The 18,574-nt window shown below is 68.0% G+C and carries 19 protein-coding genes; 6 read left to right on the top strand and 13 right to left on the bottom strand.

The window, feature by feature from the left end:
- A partial coding sequence (locus tag VGI12_00265; protein HEY2431072.1) for a S1 RNA-binding domain-containing protein occupies positions 1-915 on the bottom strand: 915 nt, incomplete at its 3' end.
- A gap of 474 nt (positions 916-1,389) precedes the next feature.
- Between VGI12_00265 and VGI12_00260 the strand changes: the two genes are divergently transcribed.
- Positions 1,390-1,851, top strand: a complete 462-nt coding sequence (locus VGI12_00260; protein ID HEY2431071.1) for a DUF6335 family protein — start codon at positions 1,390-1,392, stop codon at positions 1,849-1,851.
- 25 nt (positions 1,852-1,876) lie between these two features.
- Here the strand turns inward: VGI12_00260 and cmk are convergent, their stop codons facing one another.
- Complete coding sequence (gene cmk, locus VGI12_00255) at positions 1,877-2,551, bottom strand: (d)CMP kinase (protein HEY2431070.1); 675 nt, start codon at positions 2,549-2,551, stop codon at positions 1,877-1,879.
- A gap of 84 nt (positions 2,552-2,635) precedes the next feature.
- Here cmk and VGI12_00250 point away from each other — a divergent pair, with 84 nt between their 5' ends.
- Positions 2,636-3,793: a hypothetical protein gene (locus VGI12_00250; protein HEY2431069.1), complete on the top strand. Its 1,158-nt coding sequence runs from the start codon at positions 2,636-2,638 to the stop codon at positions 3,791-3,793.
- On the top strand, positions 3,786-4,640 hold the full coding sequence (locus VGI12_00245) for a pseudouridine synthase (GenBank protein HEY2431068.1): 855 nt from the start codon (positions 3,786-3,788) through the stop codon (positions 4,638-4,640). The genes VGI12_00250 and VGI12_00245 overlap by 8 nt, the downstream gene beginning before the upstream one ends.
- Positions 4,641-4,668: 28 nt before the next feature.
- On the opposite strand, the gene VGI12_00240 is transcribed toward VGI12_00245, so the two are convergent.
- From VGI12_00240 to uvrC, 7 genes are all read right to left on the bottom strand, one after another.
- Positions 4,669-7,062 (bottom strand): ABC transporter permease, encoded by a 2,394-nt coding sequence (locus tag VGI12_00240; GenBank protein ID HEY2431067.1) that lies wholly within the window; start codon positions 7,060-7,062, stop codon positions 4,669-4,671.
- A gap of 205 nt (positions 7,063-7,267) precedes the next feature.
- Positions 7,268-7,930 (bottom strand): SMC-Scp complex subunit ScpB, encoded by a 663-nt coding sequence (gene scpB, locus VGI12_00235; protein HEY2431066.1) that lies wholly within the window; start codon positions 7,928-7,930, stop codon positions 7,268-7,270.
- 33 nt (positions 7,931-7,963) lie between these two features.
- Complete coding sequence (locus tag VGI12_00230) at positions 7,964-8,785, bottom strand: segregation/condensation protein A (protein ID HEY2431065.1); 822 nt, start codon at positions 8,783-8,785, stop codon at positions 7,964-7,966.
- A 44-nt stretch (positions 8,786-8,829) separates the two neighbouring features.
- Positions 8,830-9,828, bottom strand: a complete 999-nt coding sequence (gene trpS, locus VGI12_00225; GenBank protein HEY2431064.1) for a tryptophan--tRNA ligase — start codon at positions 9,826-9,828, stop codon at positions 8,830-8,832.
- Positions 9,825-10,454, bottom strand: a complete 630-nt coding sequence (locus VGI12_00220) for a site-2 protease family protein (GenBank protein HEY2431063.1) — start codon at positions 10,452-10,454, stop codon at positions 9,825-9,827. Before VGI12_00220 ends, trpS begins: the two co-directional genes overlap by 4 nt.
- A 23-nt stretch (positions 10,455-10,477) precedes the next feature.
- Positions 10,478-11,359 carry a polyphosphate kinase 2 family protein gene (locus VGI12_00215; protein HEY2431062.1) on the bottom strand — a complete coding sequence of 294 codons (882 nt, stop codon included), beginning with the start codon at positions 11,357-11,359 and terminating at the stop codon, positions 10,478-10,480.
- Positions 11,360-11,415: 56 nt separating this feature from the next.
- The gene (gene uvrC, locus VGI12_00210) at positions 11,416-13,296 is read right to left on the bottom strand and encodes an excinuclease ABC subunit UvrC (GenBank protein ID HEY2431061.1); all 1,881 of its coding nucleotides are present in this window, start codon (positions 13,294-13,296) and stop codon (positions 11,416-11,418) included.
- 53 nt (positions 13,297-13,349) lie between these two features.
- Here uvrC and VGI12_00205 point away from each other — a divergent pair, with 53 nt between their 5' ends.
- Positions 13,350-14,141 (top strand): CDP-alcohol phosphatidyltransferase family protein, encoded by a 792-nt coding sequence (locus VGI12_00205; GenBank protein HEY2431060.1) that lies wholly within the window; start codon positions 13,350-13,352, stop codon positions 14,139-14,141.
- Positions 14,142-14,161: 20 nt separating this feature from the next.
- On the opposite strand, the gene VGI12_00200 is transcribed toward VGI12_00205, so the two are convergent.
- The 4 genes from VGI12_00200 to efp are packed head-to-tail and all read right to left on the bottom strand — an operon-like array spanning position 14,162 to position 16,879.
- A complete protein-coding gene (locus tag VGI12_00200) occupies positions 14,162-15,040 on the bottom strand; it encodes an MBL fold metallo-hydrolase (GenBank protein ID HEY2431059.1) in 879 nt (292 codons plus the stop codon).
- 32 nt (positions 15,041-15,072) lie between these two features.
- Positions 15,073-15,642: a hypothetical protein gene (locus VGI12_00195; GenBank protein ID HEY2431058.1), complete on the bottom strand. Its 570-nt coding sequence runs from the start codon at positions 15,640-15,642 to the stop codon at positions 15,073-15,075.
- Between the two features lie 48 nt (positions 15,643-15,690).
- Complete coding sequence (locus VGI12_00190; protein ID HEY2431057.1) at positions 15,691-16,260, bottom strand: thymidine kinase; 570 nt, start codon at positions 16,258-16,260, stop codon at positions 15,691-15,693.
- 55 nt (positions 16,261-16,315) lie between these two features.
- Positions 16,316-16,879, bottom strand: a complete 564-nt coding sequence (gene efp, locus VGI12_00185) for an elongation factor P (GenBank protein HEY2431056.1) — start codon at positions 16,877-16,879, stop codon at positions 16,316-16,318.
- A 42-nt stretch (positions 16,880-16,921) separates the two neighbouring features.
- Here efp and VGI12_00180 point away from each other — a divergent pair, with 42 nt between their 5' ends.
- Positions 16,922-17,320 carry an Hsp20/alpha crystallin family protein gene (locus VGI12_00180; GenBank protein HEY2431055.1) on the top strand — a complete coding sequence of 133 codons (399 nt, stop codon included), beginning with the start codon at positions 16,922-16,924 and terminating at the stop codon, positions 17,318-17,320.
- A 2-nt stretch (positions 17,321-17,322) separates the two neighbouring features.
- Positions 17,323-18,501, top strand: a complete 1,179-nt coding sequence (locus VGI12_00175; protein ID HEY2431054.1) for a trypsin-like peptidase domain-containing protein — start codon at positions 17,323-17,325, stop codon at positions 18,499-18,501.
- Positions 18,502-18,574 lie beyond the last annotated feature (73 nt).

Raw genomic sequence — 18,574 nt, 5'->3', positions numbered from 1 at the left:
GCCCGACAACCGCAGCCCCACCGGATACCGCTCGATTGAGCTCATCCAGGGATCGGCGATGAGCTGCTTGTGACCGAGCGAGACGCGCTCGGTGGCCGCGTCGTACTTGAGCACGATGACGTCGATTTCGTCGCCGACGTGCACGACTTCGGAGGGATGCGTCACGCGGCCCCACGACATGTCGGTGATGTGCAGCAACCCGTCGATACCGCCGAGGTCGATGAACGCGCCGTAGTCGGTGAGGTTCTTCACCGATCCGCGCAGCACCTTCCCTTCCGCCAGCGTGTCGAGCGTCGTCTTCTTCTTCTCGGCGTTCTCTTCCTCGAGCAGGACCTTCCGCGACAGCACGATGTTGCCGCGCTTCTTGTTGACCTTGATGACGCGCATGCGCAGTTCCTGCCCGCGCAGGGCGTCGAGGTTGCGGACGGGGCGCACGTCGATCTGCGACCCCGGCAGGAACGCGCGGACGCCGATGTCCACAGCGAGTCCGCCCTTGATGCGCTCGATGACGCGGCCGATGACCACCTTGCGATCCTGGTAGGCCTTCTCGACCTCGTCCCAAATCTTCATCTTCTCGGCCTTCTCGCGCGAGAGGACGACGTAGCCTTCACGGTCTTCCGTGCGCTCGAGCAGCACGTCGACGATGTCGCCGGGCTGCACCGTGATCTGGCCGTTCTCGTCTACGAACTCGTCGACCGGGATGATCCCCTCGGACTTGTAGCCGACGTCGACGATGACTTCGGACGGCGTTACCTTGAGCACCGTCCCCTTCACGACCTCACCTTCCGCGATGTTGCGGAAGCTGTTATCGTAAAGATCGAGAAGGCGGGCGTATTCCTGCGGATCGACCGACTCGTCCAGTTCGGCTGCGCCACCTCCTGTTGGAATGATCTGCTGCGACTTGTCTGTTGCCATGCTGCGCGGGTCCTCTCTCACGTACTTGCCGGGATCTCAGCTCCGGCTGGCTGTAGATTTGCCTGACGCGTCTGAGCGATAAGCAGTAGATTATCCAACAGTTACGGTCTTTCGGTCAAGGAGAACCCAATGGCGAAAAAAGCGGGCCGGAAAGCCGGGGGACGACGGGCCACACCCTCGACGAAGAAGACGAGGCCGCGAGGCCGCGCCGGCGCCCGGAGCGCCGCTGGCGCACGCCGAACCGCCCCAACCGGGCGAAAAAAGCGTGCTTCCAAGGCCGGCGGGACCCGAAAGCCGGCTCGGCCGAAGGCGCCCAAGGGGAAAAGCCGGACCAAGGCCCGCAAGGCGACCGCCGCCGCGCGCGCCGCCAAGCGACCGAAGGCCTCACGCCCACGGACTGGCGGCAGCGGACGGGAATCCACCCTGGCGCAGACGCCCGACACCGGACGCACCGTCCAGGGACGGACCAACCCGATGCCGACCCGGCGGTCGACCGGCACACCCGCCGGCGCCGGCGATTCGCGCCGCACGCCGTCGCTCGACCGCGAGCGTAAGCGCCTGCGCGAGGTCGAGGAATCGGTCCCCACCCCGCCGTCGTCGCTCAATCCGGACCGCGTCCACCCGTCGGCGGCGCGCAGCGGGCGCTCGGCGCTGCAGCAGGCGAAGCGCAACCGCAACGAGACGAGTCCGGCGCTGACCGGCGGCGACGTGGACGCCGACTGGGAAGATGCCTACGCCGTCGGCGACGAAGCCCCGGGCGGCGACAACCCGACGCCCGACCAGGATCGTGTCGATGACATCGGCCGCGCGATGGGAATCGAGTACGCCGACAACGAAGAGCTGAAGGCCTCCGACAAGATCACCGAACGCGATCGGCATCGGTGGGAACTGGACCCGGCGTCGGCGGAAGACTACCCGGACCACGAGGAAGACTGACGGCCGGTGGGCAATCGCCCATCGGCTAACGGCGGTCGGCCACCGTCACCACCAGCCGCAGCACGCTCTCGATCACCTCGCCCAGCGGCACGCCGGTCGTGTCGATGACCACGGCGTTGGACGCGACGGACAGCGGCGAGGCAGCGCGCGTGGCATCCGACTTGTCTCGCTCGGCCAGCGCCGTCGCGACATCCGAGAGGGGCGCCCCCTTCGAGCTCGCGTGCGCGGGATCGGCGGCGCGGCGGCGCGCACGCTCGTCGGGTGACGCGTCGAGATAAATCTTGACGTCGGCGTCGGGGAACACGACGGTGCCGATGTCGCGGCCTTCCATCACCACACCGCCCGCCTCGGCCGACGCGCGCTGTCGCGCGACGAGCACCCGCCGCACCGCGGGATGGCGGGCCACCGCGGCCGCGGCGCTGTCGATGCCGGGGGTGCGAATCGCCGCGGCCACGTCGTGGCCGTCGATGCCGATCCGGCCATCTTCGAGGGCGAATGTCGCGCGCTCGGCCAGCGCCGCCACCGCCGGCTCGTCCTGCAGGTCGAGGCGATCGTGGATCGCCTTCCACGCCACGGCGCGATACATCGCGCCGGTATCGACGTGACGATAGCCGAGCCGTTCGGCGACGGCGCGCGCCACCGTGCCCTTGCCAGCGCCCGACGGGCCGTCGATCGCTACGATCAACCGCTTTGACACCACGGCGGCGCAACTTTATCATGCGCCCCGGGTGCCTCCTTTGAGCCGACGCGACGAGGCGGGACGGCGCGATCGGCTGGCGATCGGTTGACGCGCCGATCGCGCATTGCCGGCGTCGTCGTTCTCGCGATTCTCGTCGCGCTCGCTTTCGCGGCGCGTTTCTATCTTCGCGGTACGGCCTTCGTCGTCAAGGCGGCGGGCATCGGGGGCGCCGCCGGCACGGCGACGGAGTGGTACTCGACCCCGGTCACGCCGAGCCCGGTTGACTCCGTCACGTGGCGCGGCGGCCCGTTGCACGCGATGGCCTACCGGCCGTGGCGCGTCAGGGGCCGTCCGATTCTGCTGGTGCCCGGCGTGCACGCCGCCGGCATCGCCGAACCGCGGCTGGTGGGATTTGCCACCGACCTCGCCGCAACGGGCCATCCGGTGCTGACCGTCGAGCTGCCCGATCTGCGGGCCTACGCGATCACGACGCGCACGACCGACATGATCGAGGACGCGGCGGCGTGGATGCTGGCGTCCCCCGACTGGCACGGCGCCGACGGGCGCGTCGGGATCATGGGCATCAGCTTCGGCGGCGGCCTCGCCATCGTCGCTGCCGGACGGCCCGCGATCCGCGACCGTGTCGCGTTCGTCATGGCGCTCGGCGGCCATGGCGATCTCCCGCGCACGCTCCGCTTCCTCTGCACCGGCGTGCAGCCCGACGGCGCCAGACGCGCGCCGCACGACTACGGCCTGGCGATCGTGCTGCTGGGCGCCGCCGATCGCGTCGTCGCGGCGGCACAGGTCGCGCCGTTGCGGGCGGCGATTCTGTCCTACCTCGAGGCCTCGCGGCTCGACATGGTGGACAAGCGCGCCGCGGCGGCCGAATTCGAGCGCGCCAAGGCGCTGGCGGTCAACCTCGACGAGCCATCGCGGACCTACATGGGCTACGTGAACGCCCGCGACGTCACACGGCTTGGTCCGGTGCTGCTGCCGTATCTCGCCGATCTCGGCGGTGACCCGGCGCTCTCGCCGGCCCGATCGCCGCTGCCGGTTGCACCCGTGTATCTGCTCCACGGCACCGACGACAATGTCGTGCCGGCCATCGAGTCCGCGCTGCTCGCCCGCCAGCTCGAAACGGACCGTCGCACCGTCCACCTGCTGCTGACCCCGCTGGTGACCCACGCCGAAGTGGACCGGTCCGCGACGGCCGGCGCCGTCTGGCACTTGATAGACTTCTGGTCGAGGCTGCTGGATGAGTAAGAAGCAGGTAGAAGGGGCGAGCGACACCACCGGAGAACGCCTGCAGAAGATCCTCTCGCAGGCGGGGGTGGCGTCACGCCGACTGTCGGAAGAGCTGATCACGCAGGGGCGCGTGCAGGTGAATGGCGTGACCGTCACAGCGCTCGGCACGAAGGCGGACGCCGGCGTCGACGAGATCAAGGTCGACGGCCGCCGGATTCGCGCGCAGGCGCGGAAGCGCTACATCCTGCTGCACAAACCGCGCGGCTACATCACGACGCGGAGCGATCCGGAGGGACGCCGGACGGTGCTCGACCTCCTGCGCGGGGTGCGCGAGTACATCTACCCGGTCGGCCGCCTCGACTACGACTCGGAAGGGCTGCTGCTGCTGACCAATGACGGCGACCTGGCCGCCAGGCTGACGCATCCGCGTCACGAAGTGGACAAGGTCTACGAGGCTCGCGTCCGAGGCGTCCCCGACGAACACGTCCTGGAGCGGCTCGCCAAAGGCGTGACCATCGAGGGAAAGCGTACCGCTCCGGCGAAGGTGCGGGTCCTCGATCCGCCCTCCAGGCGTCAAGCGGAGGACGGGCAGACCCGCATCGAGCTCGCCATCCACGAAGGGCGGCAGCGCCAGGTCCGCCAGATGTTCGACGCCATCGGCCACCCAGTCGTTCGCCTGAGACGCGTGCGGATCGGACCGATCGAAGATCCCGACATGCCGCCCGGCCATTGGCGCGAATTGACGCCGCAGGAAGTCGCGCGGCTCCAGCGTGCAGCCGGTGTGAAGACGACCACGGCGCGGACGGCGGATCAGCCTAGGCCCCGACGATCGTCGAAGCCCCGACGCACAGACCGACCGCGATAGCGGCGATCTTCCGCCGGCCGCGCGAGCCTTACGATCGATTGAGTGCGACGAGGGGATCCAGCCGCGCGGCGCGGCGAGCCGGCAGATACGTGGCGGCGAGCGCAACCGCACCGAGTGCGCCGGCGGCCAGCACGAAGATCCATGGATCGCGCGGATCGGTCTGAAACAGGAGCGCCTTGAGCACGTCGGCGGCCGCCCACGCCAACGCCAGTCCGGCGGCGACGCCGATCGCGGTCAGACGCGCGCCGCGTCGAAAGAACAAGGTCATCACCTGGGCCGGCCGCGCTCCCAACGCGACGCGGATGGCGATTTCGCGCGAACGCTCGACCACGGCGTACGCGACAACACCGTAGAGCCCAACGCACGCGAGCAGCAGCGCGACGCCACCGAACACGGCGAGCAGCACGGTGCGGAGCCGTGGGGCGGATATGGCCGCCGCGCGGTTGGCGGCGAGCGGGCGCACGTCCGGCGGCGGCAGCGACGGATCGAGCGCGCCAATCTGGCGGCGCACCGCGTCGGAGACCGCCGCGAGGTCGCCGTGCGCGCGAACCAGCAGCGTCATGGCCTCGAGCGGCACCTGCGCGTAGGGTAAGTAGACCGTCGGCGTGACCGGCGCGTCGAGCTGCACGTCGCGGATGTCGCCGACCACTCCGACCACCGTGCGGGGATGGCCGTCGACGCCGCCCCAGTAGAAGCGCTGGCCGACCGCGCGCGCTCCCGGCCACAGCCGCGCCGCCAGACTCTGCGAGACGACCGCGACACGCGGCGCGCCTTGCCGGTCGGCGTCGGTGAACGAACGTCCGGCGACGATCGGCACCTGCAGCGTCGCAAAAAATCCCGGCGTCACGCTGCGCCAGCCGGCGTGCACGAGTCCGCTGGCCGGCGCGTCGGCGGCGCGATCGACGGGCGTGACGCCGTTGGCGAAGCCCCATTGCCGGAACGGATTGGTGGCCGTCGCCGCCGCCGATTCCACGCCGGGCAGCGCCGTCAGCCGCGAGATCGCCTCAGCAAAGAACGCCGGACGCGCGTCCTCGGGATAGCGGCCTGCCGGCAGCAACACAGGGCCCGTCAGCACCCGCGCCGCCTCGAAGCCGGCATCGACCCGGCTGAGACGCGCAAAACTGCCGGCGAGCAGACTCGCCGCAATGAGCAGCACCGTGGCCATCATCACCTGCACCGAGACGAGCGCGCCCGACCAGACGCCGGCGCGAGCGGTCGCGGAGCGGCTCTCGCCGCGCAGGGCGGTCTGCGCGTCGGCACGCGCGGCATGCCAGGCCGGCAGCAGTCCGAACGCAATCGTCGAGACGAGCATCAGCGCACCCGCCGCCGCGATGACGCGACCGTCAACGGCGGCGACGCGGCCGAGCGGCAGCACCTCGCGCAGGAGTACCGACACCGCGTCGAGCGCCCACGATGCCGTGAGCAATCCGGCCGCGCCGCCGGTGAGGCCGAGCAGCAGACTCTCGGTCGCCAGCTGGCGCACGAGCCGGCTGCGTGCGGCGCCGAGCGCCGCGCGGATGCCCATCTCGCTGCGCCGGCTCGAGACGCGTGTCATCAGCAGGCCCGCGATGTTGACGCAAGCCAGCGCGAGCAGCACCGCGACGGAGCCCAGCAGAATCCACGCCATGCGGCGCAGGCCGGGGCCGATCAGCCAGTCCTGCAACGGCTCGGCGCGGGCCGACCATCGCTGCAACTCCGGATGCTCGCGGCCCAGCGCCGCCGCGGTCGCCGCCGCCTCCGCGCTCGACGCATCGATCCCGACGCCAGGAGCGAGGCGGCCGATGACGTCGAGCCACTTGTCGCTGCGATCGGCACGCGTCGATGCCGCGAGCGGCAGCCACAAATCGGCCGTCGGCAGGACTGCCGTCTCCGGCAGCACGCCGACGATGGTCACGGCGCGGCCGTCGAGCATGACGACGCGGCCGATGGCGCGGGCGTCGCCGCCCAGCCGCTGCCGCCACAGCGCATGGCTGATCAGCGCCACCGGACTTCCCTTCGCATCGCGCTCGTCATCGACGGTGAGCACGCGGCCGCACACCGGCTGAATGTCGAGCAGCGGAAAGAGCGACGGCGTCACCGCCGCGGCATCGACGCGCATCGCATCCCCCGCGCCGGTCATCGTCATCTGCAGCGGACGCATCGCCGCCACCGCGGACAGCGTGCGCAGGCGCCCGGCGAAATCGAGATAGTCGGGATCGGAGAACTGAAAGGGATCGCCCTGCGGCGTCAGTTCGCGCAGCCGCACCAGGCGCGCGGCGTCGGGGAACGGCAGCGGCCGCAGCGCGACGGCGTCGACGACGCTGAAGGTTGCGGCGGCGCCGCCGATCCCGATCGCCAGCGTCGCCACGACGGCGAGCGTGAAACCCGGCGCCGCACGCAGGCGGCGGACCGCGAACCGGAGATCCTGCACGAGCGAATCCATCAATGCCTCCATCCCGGCGTCAGCACCGCGCGTGCCACAGGGATGAAGTGATGTCTGGACAACAGCTTGGCGTATTTCGAGACCGCTGAACGGAATCGCAATCCGCCCGCTTCCGAACACCTGTGATCGAAAACGAACGGGTCACGATTTGATCGGACAAGGCTGGATTGTCGGATTCCCGTCGCAGACCTGACGGGCGGCGGTCTCAGTGAATCCGCTCGGTCCCCTGTTCGGCGTCGGCCGCCGGATCGTCGGCGACGGACGGCTCCGATGGCGGCGTGTCGTCGAAGGGCAGCGGCGACGTCGTGATCGTCGGCTCGGCGAGGCCGCCGGGAAGGTCGAAGCCGAGCGCGTCCGCCAACTCGTCGACCTTCGGCAGGTCGGCCAGCTCGTTCAGGCCGAACCGTTCGAGGAACTCGCGCGTCGTGCCGTACATGAACGGCCGGCCCACCACCTGTTTGCGGCCGACCGTCTTGACCAACTTGCGTTCGATGAGCGTCTGCAGGACGCCGGAACTGCTGGTGACGCCGCGGATCTCGGCGATCTCGGGGGCCGTCACCGGCTGCTTGTAGGCAATCACTGCCAGCGTCTCGAGCGACTGTACCGACAGCTTCGACGTCGTGCGTTCGTGAAAGAGCTTGCGCACCCATTCGTGCAGTTCCGGCTTCGTCGTCAGCTGATAGCCGCCGGCGACCTCGACGATCTGCAGTCCGCCGGGACGGTCGTAATCGGCGCGCACCGCCGCCAGCGCGGCATCGACGTCCTCCTTCGGCTCGCCGTCGAGCATCTTGTAGAGCGTCTTCGGCGTGATCGGCTCGGGGGACGCGAAGATCAGCGCTTCGATGATGGGTTTCAGATGATCGGACACGGGTGCTCTTGTCGGCGGACCTGACGGTCCGGCCTACTCCTTCTTCTCATGTTGCGCGGCATGCTCGGCGTGCACCTGCTCGGGATCGTGCAGCGGGCGCGGCGCGTCGGCCGGGCGGGCCCGTTTGTAGACGCGAATGGGACCGACGACGCCGCTCTGGAACACGCGAATCAACTTCAGCCGGATCATCTCCAGCAGCGCCAGGAACGTCACGACCAAGCCGGCGCGCGTCTGCACGTCCTCGAAGAGGTCCTCGAATCCGCACGCCTCGGTCTCCGACAGCCGCGAGAGGAGCTGCTCGATCCGATCCTCGATCGCGATCTGCTCCATCGGCAGATAGACCTTCGGGCGCGCTTTCGAGCGCTCGACGACAGCGCGGAACGCGCTGATCAGACTGAACAGATCGACTTCGATCTCCGGCTCCGGCGGCTCGCCGGCGATCTCGGAAATCGGGCCGTCGGGACGCGTCCACTGCGCGCTGCGCAACGTCTCGCGCTCGTGCAGCAGCTCGGCCGCCGCCTTGAACTTCTGGTGCTCGAGCAGGCGGCGCATCAACGCTTCGCGCGGGTCCTCCTCGGGGTCTTCCTGCGACGGATCCGGACGCGGCAGCAGCATTCGCGACTTGACGTGGATCAGGGTGGCGGCCATGACGAGGAACTCCCCCGCCACGTCGAGATTCAGCTCCTGCATCACGTCGATGTAGGCGATGTACTGCCGGGTGATGAGCGCGATCGGGATGTCGTAGATGCTGACCTCGTTCTTCTTGATGAGGTGCAGCAGCAGATCGAGCGGACCCTCGAAGTTCTGTAGCCGGACAGGATAGGCGTCCAGGATCGATTCGAACTCGTGTTCCATAGTACGGATGCCGGGCTGCCACCTTCCGGCCGGCCTGGCCGGCGCTACCGATACGTCAGTTTGACAGCGTCTCGAACGCGGTCCATCGTCTCACAGGCGACCGCGCGCGCCTTGGCCGATCCCGCGTGCAGGATTTCCTTGACATGGCCGGGTTTTGCGAGAACGGCGGCGCGCCGCTCGCGGATCGGGTCGAGATGGGCGTTGAGTGCCCTGGCCAGCTTCATCTTCACTTCGACGTCGCCAACTTTGCCGGCCCGGTAGCGCGCCTTGAGATCCTCGACCTCGCCGGCATCGGGGTTGAACGAGTCGTGATAGGTGAACACCGGATTGCCTTCGACGGTGCCGGGAATGTCGGCCCGCACCCGTTTCGGATCGGTGTACATCGATCGGACGCGTCTGGTCACCGTGTCGGCGTCGTCGGAGAGCTGAATCGTGTTGCCGAGGCTCTTGCTCATCTTCTTGTCGCCGTCCAGTCCCGGCAGGCGCGACATCCGCGTCAGCAGCGGCTGCGGCTCGACGAGCGTCCCGGCGCCGAAGATGTTGTTGAAACGGCGGACGGCTTCGCGCGCCAGCTCGAGATGGGCCACCTGGTCGTCGCCGACCGGCACGAAGCGCGCGTCGTACATCGCGACGTCGGCCGTCTGCAGCAGCGGGTAGCTGAGAAAACCGAGGGTCGACAGGTCCTTGTCCTTGAGGGCGTCCTGCTGCTCCTTGTAGGTCGGCACCCGCTCGAGCCATGGCACCGGGACGACCATCGACAGCAGCAGGAACAGTTCGGCGTGCTCGGGGACCAGCGACTGCAGGAAGAACGTGCTCTTGTCGGGGTCGAGGCCTGCCGCGATCCAGTCGGCGACCATCTCGTAGGCGTAGGGAACGAGCTTGCCGGTGCTCTCGTACTCGCTGGTCAGCGCGTGCCAGTCGGCGACGAAATAGAAGCAGTCGTACTGGGCCTGGAGCGGTACCCAGTTGCTGAGCGCGCCGACGAGGTGGCCGAGGTGGAGCTGGCCGGTCGGGCGCATGCCGGACACAACGCGCGCTTTCAACGCAGCAACATCCTCAAGAAGAAATCCGTCGGCGGAAAGATCAAGGCGCTCGCGATGCCGGTGAACATCAGCGCGTACAGGATCAGGAAGCCGAACTGCCGCAGCCGCACGTAATGCACGGCCAGCGACGGCGGCAGCAGCCCAAGCGCGACGTTGCCGCCGTCGAGCGGCGGGATCGGGATCAGGTTGAAGAAGGCCAGCAGCAGGTTGGTTTCGACCCCAAGGTACAAGGTCGCCTGCAGCAGGCTGCCGTCGGGATAGGCGCCGTGCCCCCCGCTGATCCGGAACGCCAGCGACCACACACACGCCTGGAGCAGGTTGCTGATCGGACCCGCCGCCGCGACGATCGTGAAGCCGCGGCGTGGATCACGCAGGTTGCGCGTGTTCACCGGCACCGGCTTCGCCCAGCCGATGAGCGGCAGGTGGCTGACCGCCGCGAGCAGCGGCAGCAGCAGCGTGCCGATCGGATCGATGTGGACAGCCGGATTCAGCGAGACGCGGCCGAGCGCCCGCGCGGTCGGATCGCCGAGGCGGTCGGCGGTCCACGCATGCGCCGCCTCGTGAACCGTCAGCGAAATCAGCAGGACACCGAAGCCGACGGCGACGGTGAGGGGATCGATACTCAACGATGTGGGCCCTAAGCTTAGCACTATCGCCGCGGTTCGCGCTCCAGCAGGCGCTTGGCCCGCCGCAGATCCGCCCGCTGCCGATCGTCGACCGCCGGATACTGGAGACGGAGCCGGGTCAGCCCGTCGATGATCGCCGCCGCCACCACCGTGCGGGCGAATTTCTTGTCGTCGGCCGGCACGATCACCCAGGGCGCGTGCGGCTTCGCCGTGTGGCGGATCATCTCGTCGTAGGCGGCCATGTAGGCGCGCCAGTGCTTGCGCTCGGCGAGATCGCCGAACTCGAATTTCCAGTTCTTGTCCGGCCGATCGAGCCGCGCCATGAAGCGTTGCCGCTGTTCCTTGCGCGAGACGTGCAGGAAAAACTTGAGGATCAGGAATCCCTGGCGGGCGAAATACCGCTCGAACGCGTTGATGTCCTCGAAGCGCTCCTTCCAGATGCGTTTCGTCAGCAGCTCCGCCGGCAGCTTCTGGTGCCCGAGCATCGTCGGGTGCACCCTGACGATCAGCACCTCCTCATAGTACGAGCGGTTGAAGATGCCGATGCGGCCGCGTTCGGGCAGGCACTTCGAGGTGCGCCACAGGAAATCGTGATCCAGTTCCTCCGACGAGGGCGCCTTGAACGAATAGACCTGGCAGCCGGCCGGATCGACGCCCGACATCACGTGCTTGATCGCGCTGTCCTTGCCCGCCGCGTCGATCGCCTGGAAGATGAGCAGCACGCCGTGACGGTCCTGGGCATAGAGCTTGTCCTGCAAGTCGCAGAGGGCCTTGACCCCTTTTTTCAGGAACTTCTTCGCGTCGTGCCCGGGATGGGTCCCCGCGGTCGGCCGGTCCCCGAGACAGAATCCCTTGCCGTCCTTGACGACGAACGGCTTGACGAGCGCCTTAAAGTCTCGATGCATGCGGATCCTCGCTGGTGTATCGCGGAGCCCAGCCTCACGCCGGTTGAATCGCCAGACTACGCGCGATCGGCGAAGTATGCCAGAACCTGGTCCGCGGTTTTCGTGCCGACCACCGTGATCAGGTCTTCGCGGGTGGCGCGACGGACGCCGGCCAGGCTGCCGAACGCGGTCAGGAGTGCCTTGCGGCGGCGCGGCCCGATGCCGGCGATGACGTCGATTTCTGACCGCAGGTCGCGTTTACGGCGCGACTGCCGGTGGAAGGTGACGGCGAAGCGGTGCGCCTCGTCGCGAATCCGCTGGATCAGCAGCAGCGCCGCGCTCTGCGGCACGAGCGCGATCGGGTCGTCGTGCTCGCGCGTGAACAGCAGCTCTTCCTTCTTGGCGATCCCGACCGCGACCAGATTGGACAGTCCCAGCTCGCCGAGCGCGTCGTAGGCGGCATTCAACTGCCCCTTGCCGCCGTCGATCAGGATCAGGTCGGGAAACGGGCCGCCGTTGTCGAGCACCGTACGGTAGCGCCGCAGCACGACCTCGTGCATCGAGGCGAAGTCGTCGAGCACACGGGAGGCTGGCTGCGGGCGGCGGGTTGCCGACCCGCGAATCTTGAACTTGCGGTATTCGGAACGCTTCATGCGGCCGTCTTCGCAGACGACCATCGCGGCGACGGTCTCGGATCCCTGGATGGTGGAGATATCGAAGCACTCGATGCGCCGCGGGATGGCGGGGAGGTTGAGGACCAGCCGCATCGTCTCCAGCGCGTCGTAGTGCGCCGCGACCGTCTCGTTGAAACGGGCCTGGTAGGCAACCTGCGCGTTGCGGGCGGCGAGATCGAGCAGGCCCCGCTTGTCTCCGCGCTTCGGCACGAGCAGGCGGACACGATGTTCCGACGTGGCGGTGAGCCAGGCTTCGACGGTTTCGGTCTCGGGCGCGCTGAGTTCCAGCGGCAGGTGAATTTCCGGCGGGGCCGACCGCTCCGCATAGAACTGTTCCAGCGCCGCCTGCAGGGTCTCCCCTTCCGCCCCGTCCGAGCCCACGCTCATCGTCGGTCGGCCATCGGCCGGCGAGCGCCCCGCATAGGTACTCGCGAGCTCGATCCGCTCCACCACCTTGCCGTGGCGCACCTGAAAGACCTGAACCACGGCGCCGGCCGGGCCGATCTTCAGGCCGAAGACGTCGCGATCGCCGAGCGCCGTCCCGGTCATCTTCTGCTGCCGCTGCTGCAGCGTCTGGATCGTGCGCAGCGCGTCGCGCAGCTGCGCCGCCTGTTCGAAGCGCTCCGCCGAGGCCGCCTCGGTCATGCGTCCCGTCAGCTGCGTCACCAGCTCGTCGTTGCGCCCTTCCAGAAACAGCCGGGTGTGGCGCACCGCGGCCGCGTACTGCTCGTCACCGCAGATGTCGCGCACGCACGGCGCGATGCAGCGGTGGATGTCGTACTCGAGGCAGGGCCGCGCCCGCTCGCCGGTGATCACCTCGTTGCACGAGCGGATGCCGAACAGCTTGTGGGTCAGCGCCATGGTGCGGCGCCCCAGCTTCGCCGGCATGAACGGGCCGGCGTAGTAGTGATTGTCCTTCCCCACGCCGCGCGCGATCAGCACACGCGGGTAGGCTTCGCCGGTCGTCAACTGCAGGAACGGATAGTTCTTGTCGTCGCGCAGCAGGATGTTGTACTTCGGAGCGCGCTGCTTGATCAGGTGGTTCTCGAGCGCCAGCGCCTCGACCACCGAGTCGGTGACGATGAACTCCAGGTTGGCGGCTTCGTCGAGCAGCGCGTCGATGCGCGGGCTCATCCCCTGCGCGCCGAGGTAGCTGCGAACACGGTCGCGCAGCACCTTGGCCTTGCCGACGTACAAGGTGTCCCCGGCCTCGTTGTAATAGAGGTAGACGCCGGGCTGCTCCGGCAGGCGGGCGATGCGGGCCTTGAGGTCTTGAATCGGCATGGATTACACTGAGCCATTTTGCAGCGTATCGAACCCGTGATTATACCAGCCAGATGACGTTTACCGGGCTCATCGGGCGAATCTTCATGTTTCCGCTGCGCGCGATCATCGCCGCCTGCGTCGCGCTGCGCGTGCACCCGAACATCCTCACGTTCATTGGACTCCTGATCAACGGCTGGGCGGCGGTGCACCTGGCGCGCGGTGAATTCGTCATCGCCGGCGGGATCATAGTCGTCGCCAACATCTTCGACTTCATCGACGGCAAGGTGGCGACCGAGACCGGCCTGATCAGCAAGTTCGGCGGCTTCTGGGACTCGGTGATCGATCGTTTCTCCGACATCGCGCTGTTCATCGGGCTCATCTATCTCTACTCGAACCGCGGCCGCACCGACTACGCGCTGATTGCCTCGCTGGCGATGATGTTCGCGCTGATGACCAGCTACACGCGCGCCCGCGCCGAATCGCTCATCCAGAAGTGCAAGGTCGGCTTCATGGAGCGGCCCGAGCGGATCGTGCTGTTTATGATCGGCGCCTTCACCAACCGCATGGCGGGCGTGCTCTGGGTCATCCTGGTGCTGTCGGTCTTCTCGGTCGCCGACCGCGTCCTCCTCACCTACCGCGTGCTCGAGCGCGGCACCGAGGAGCGCCCCGCCGCCATCACCCGCTCGCCGCTGCCGGTCCGCATGCTGTGGAACGGCTTCTTCTGGACCTTCGAGCGCGCCACCTGGCAGTACGACGTGATGGTCGTCGTCATTCTCGCCTTCGTCTGGCTGATTCCGCCCGGCTGGATTCGCGATCCGATGGCGTTCGGCGATGGCCCGATCGGCTGGCTGCTGCATCGCTAAGGCGCCGCCCTCGAGTGAGACTAATGCACCCTGCCGAGCCGGAGCGCGGCTTCGGCATCGTCGATGAAGGCCCGGTAGCCGTCGCGATCGATGAAGGGGTCGACGGGATTGGGCGCCCCCGCCCGCGCGGCGAACTTTCGGTACCGGCCCCAGGCGCGCCCGTGGGACGCCACCCAGATGTCGACCGGAAGGCCGCGCAGCACCGCGAAGCTGCGTCCGAGATCGTCGGCCTGCTCCCGATAGCGCATTCCCATCGTGACATCCAGATCGCAGACGCTCACCGCATTCAGCGTCCGATCGGCGGCGCGGATCGGAAACGTCCATGAGGTGCAGCCGCGGGTGGCGCCGGCCGTGACGTGCGCGGTGAGGGTAATCGGACCGACGCGGATCGTGCCGCCGTCCGAGACCCGATGGTCGACGCGGACCGGCGGGTAGCCGCCGATGCCGAGCCGGAAGAGCGTCCGGATCGGTACCGCCATGTCGGGATCGTCGCCGCCCGAGGCGAGGACGTCCGCGCTGGCGTCGCTGGCCCACACCTCGCCCCCGGAGGCCCGCTGCAACGTCGGCAGCCCGCCGGCCTGGTCGGGACGCGGCGACGAATTGAGCAGCACTTTGACGTCCCTGATGTCGAACCCGAGCTCGGCGATGCTCGCCATGATCATCGGGGCGGTGGTGGGATAGCCGGCATCGAGCAGCACGTGTCCCGCGGGCCCGGTGATCAGAAAGGCCGAGACGTCATTGGCGCCGACGAAGTAGAAATTGCCGGCGATCCGAAACGGCTCGGCTCGCTCCTGCCCGTGCAACGACCCTTTGGCGCTCCACAGCCGCCCGATCAACACGGCAGGCGCGATCGCCATGGCGATGAGCAGGATGACGATCTCTTGCCTGGCAAGCCGCACGTTGGTATACTTTATATCACAAAGTTACGGCACTAGACGTCGTCCCGTTCGTCGTGGACGCCCAGGTCCAGGGACTTGCCGGTGAAATGGATGTCGTGCGCGGCAATTTTCTGGCGGAGCACCTTCCGGGCCTCGCCGTACACCGGCTGCGGCACACTGAGCCGGCGCGCGAACGAGCGCCAGCGATAGAGGATGACCAGGATCGGCTGCTCCCCTTCCCGCCAGGTCAGGCCGCCGATGTTGCCGTAGGCGATGTAACCGCCGTCGGTCCAGATGCCGTCCTCATAGAGTCCGCGCCGGATCTTCAGTCCGAGCGGCATCGCGTAGACGTAGTAGACCAGCATCATCGTCTCGCCGAAGACATGCTGCGGCGCCGTCCTCAGCACCGCCAGCTTGTAGAAGATCACGATGGCGAGGACGGCGCCGACCCAGAGAAACAGGCGATAGAGCGGCGGCCGCGGCGGGGGCCAGGTGACCAGTGCGGCGCGCTGCAGACGACGGTTCCGATCGTACTGGAGGAAGAGATACAGGTTGAAGACGAGGAAGCCGGCACCCAGGAAATAGAGCAGCTTCGAGAGCAGTGCGGGGTTCAGCGTCTCCACCAGCCGGGCCTTTTTTCTACCGCGTCCCGCCGCGACCCGTGTCCCGCGCTACTGGCCCAGCCGCGGGTCGAAACAGTGCCGGCAGCGCGCCTCATAGGTGCCCTGCGCCCCGACCAGCACGCGCTCGCTGCTGGCGACGAGCCGCTGGGTGTGGTTGGCCGGCGCGCCGCACACCATGCAGATGGCCAGCGTCTTGGTGATGTACTCGGCGATCGCGAGCAGCTGCGGGATCGGCTCGAACGGCTTGCCGAGATAGTCCTGATCGAGGCCGGCGACGATGACGCGCTTGCCCTGGTCGGCGAGCGTCGTGCACACCGCCGGCAGCTCCGGATCGAAGAACTGCCCCTCGTCGATGCCGACGACCTCGGTGTCAGGCAACACGTGCTCGAGCAGCTCACGCGAGCTGCCGACGTTCTCCGCCTCGATCTGCATCGCGCTGTGCGAGGTGATGTGGGCGTGGCTGTAGCGATTGTCGATGCGCGGCTTGAAGATCTGGACCTTCCGTTTGGCGATCTGCGCCCGGCGCAACCGGCGGATGAGCTCTTCGCTCTTGCCGCTGAACATGCTTCCGGCCACGACCTCGATCCAGCCGGCACCGGTTCGATGCGCGACGTCCATCATGACTCCGAGAGGCGCCCCCGCTCGGACTCCCCGTGCGCGCGCGCTCTCATCCTCAGACCTTCTTCTGGTACTCACCGTCTTCGGTGCCGACGCGGATCACGTCGCCGATGTTGACGTGCGCCGGCACGTTGACGACGAGGCCGGTCTCGAGAGTGGCCGGCTTGACCTGCGCGCTCGCGGTGGCGCGGTTGATGGCGGGGGTGGTGTCGACCACCTTGAGATCCACCGAAATCGGCAGCTCGATGCCGACCGGCTCCTCGCCGTAGAACTCCATCGCGATCACCATCTCCGGCAGGATGTAGCTGGCATTGTCGCCCAGCACCTCGGCGTCGAGGTGGATCTGCTCGTAGGTGGTGGTCTCCATGAAATGGAACGAATCGCCGTCGCGGTAGAGGTACTGCATCTGCCGCTCGTCGAGAATGGCGCGCTCGACGTCTTCCTCGGCCCGGAACTTGTTGTCCGCCTGCTGCCCGTTGCGGATGTTACGCATCCGGGCTTGGACGAAGCCGCGCTTGTTGCCGGGCGTGAAATGGGTCAAGTCGAGGACGCGGTAGAGGTCGTTGCCCATCTTGATGAGCATGCCGCGCTTCATTCTTGTCGCCTGAATCGAGCTCATGACAAACCTCAAGCCTAGCACAGGCCATGCTACGATCGACCGATGCCATGTGATCCGCTGCGCGACCTGCGCGCCTGGCAGGCACGCCTCGAGCGGCTCGCCGCGCAGGGCGGCAGCGCCTGGGACCCGCCGATGGATGTCTACGAGACGGCGACCGGCTACGTGGTGACCGCGGAAGTGCCGGGGCTGACGCGTGAGCGGATCGATCTCGCCGTGCAGCAGAACCGCCTGACGATCCGCGGCGTGCGTGCGTCGGCGGCCTCCGAGACCGCGCCACGCCACTACCATCAGATCGAGCGCGGCCACGGATCGTTCCATCGCACCTTCGAGTTCGCCGACCCCGTCGACCACGACGGCGTCACGGCGGACCTGCGCCAGGGCGTGCTGACGGTGACGCTGCGCAAGCTCGTCGCCGCGCCGCGGCGGATTGCCGTCCGATGATGATGCTCCGCAGGATCCTCGTCGCCAGCATCTTCGTCTCGTCCGGATTTTTCGGCGGCATGGTGCTGTCGGGACGGTTCCACGCGGCCGACGAAGCCGCGGCCGGGCCGGCTGTCCGGCCGACGGCCTCCGCGGCGCAGCCCGCGCCAGCGCTGGCGGCCGGCGCCACGCTGCCCGATCTCTCCGGCGTCGCCAGCCGCGCCATCCCGAGCGTGATGAACATCGCCTCGCTGCAGGTGGTCCGCCAGCAGAACTCCCCCTTCGCCTCGGATCCGCTGTTCCGCTACTTCTTCGGCGACCGCGATGACACATACAGCGGACGCAGCCGGGTGACGCAGAGTCTTGGGTCGGGCGTGGTCGTCTCGCAGGACGGCTACATCCTCACCAACAATCACGTCATCGGCGACGGGCGCGCCCAGGTGTCGATCGTGCTGCCGGACAAGCGCGAGCTGCGCGCCAAGATCATCGGCGCCGACGAGATGACCGATGTCGCGCTCCTGAAGATCGACGCGCGCGGCCTGGCGGTGCTGCCCTGGGGCGATTCCTCGAAGCTGAAGGTCGCCGAGTGGGTGCTGGCGATCGGCAATCCGTTCCAGCTCAATCAGACCGTCACGCTCGGCATCGTCAGCGCGCTGGGACGGACGCTCGGCGGCAACCTGGCGACCTACGAGGATTTCATCCAGACCGATGCCGCCATCAATCCCGGCAACTCCGGCGGCGCGCTGATCAACGCCCGCGGCGAGCTGATCGGCATCAACACGGCGATCTTCAGCGAGACCGGCGGGTATCAGGGGATCGGCTTTGCGGTACCGAGCAATCTCGCTCGCCACGTGATGGACGACCTGCTGAAGTACGGCGAGGTCCAGCGCGGCACGATTCCCGGCATCATGATCGCGCCGGTCACCACCCAGATCGCCGACGAGCTCGGCGCGCCGAACACGCGGGGGGCGCTCGTCAACCAGATGACGCGCAACTCCGACGCCTACGCGGCCGGCCTGCGTCCGGGCGACATCATCCTCGAGTTCAACGCCCGTCCGATCGACGATGCGTCCGCGTTCATGCGCATGGTGGCGGATTCGAAGGTCGGCACCGCGGCCAAGCTGCTCATCCTCCGCGAAAGCCGCAAGCTCGAGATCACGATCCCCATCACCCGATCCTCACGCGCCGCGCGCGCGCGCTGAAGGCCGCCACACTCCGGTATTCCGGAGAATCTCCTCCGCGCTGAACACCCGCCGCCCCTCTGACGCACCGATC

Source organism: Vicinamibacterales bacterium (assembly GCA_036496585.1).
Taxonomy (GTDB): Bacteria; Acidobacteriota; Vicinamibacteria; order Vicinamibacterales; family 2-12-FULL-66-21; genus JAICSD01.
The sequence above is the reverse complement of the archived record's forward strand: the minus strand, read 5'-3'. Positions and strand labels throughout refer to the sequence as shown.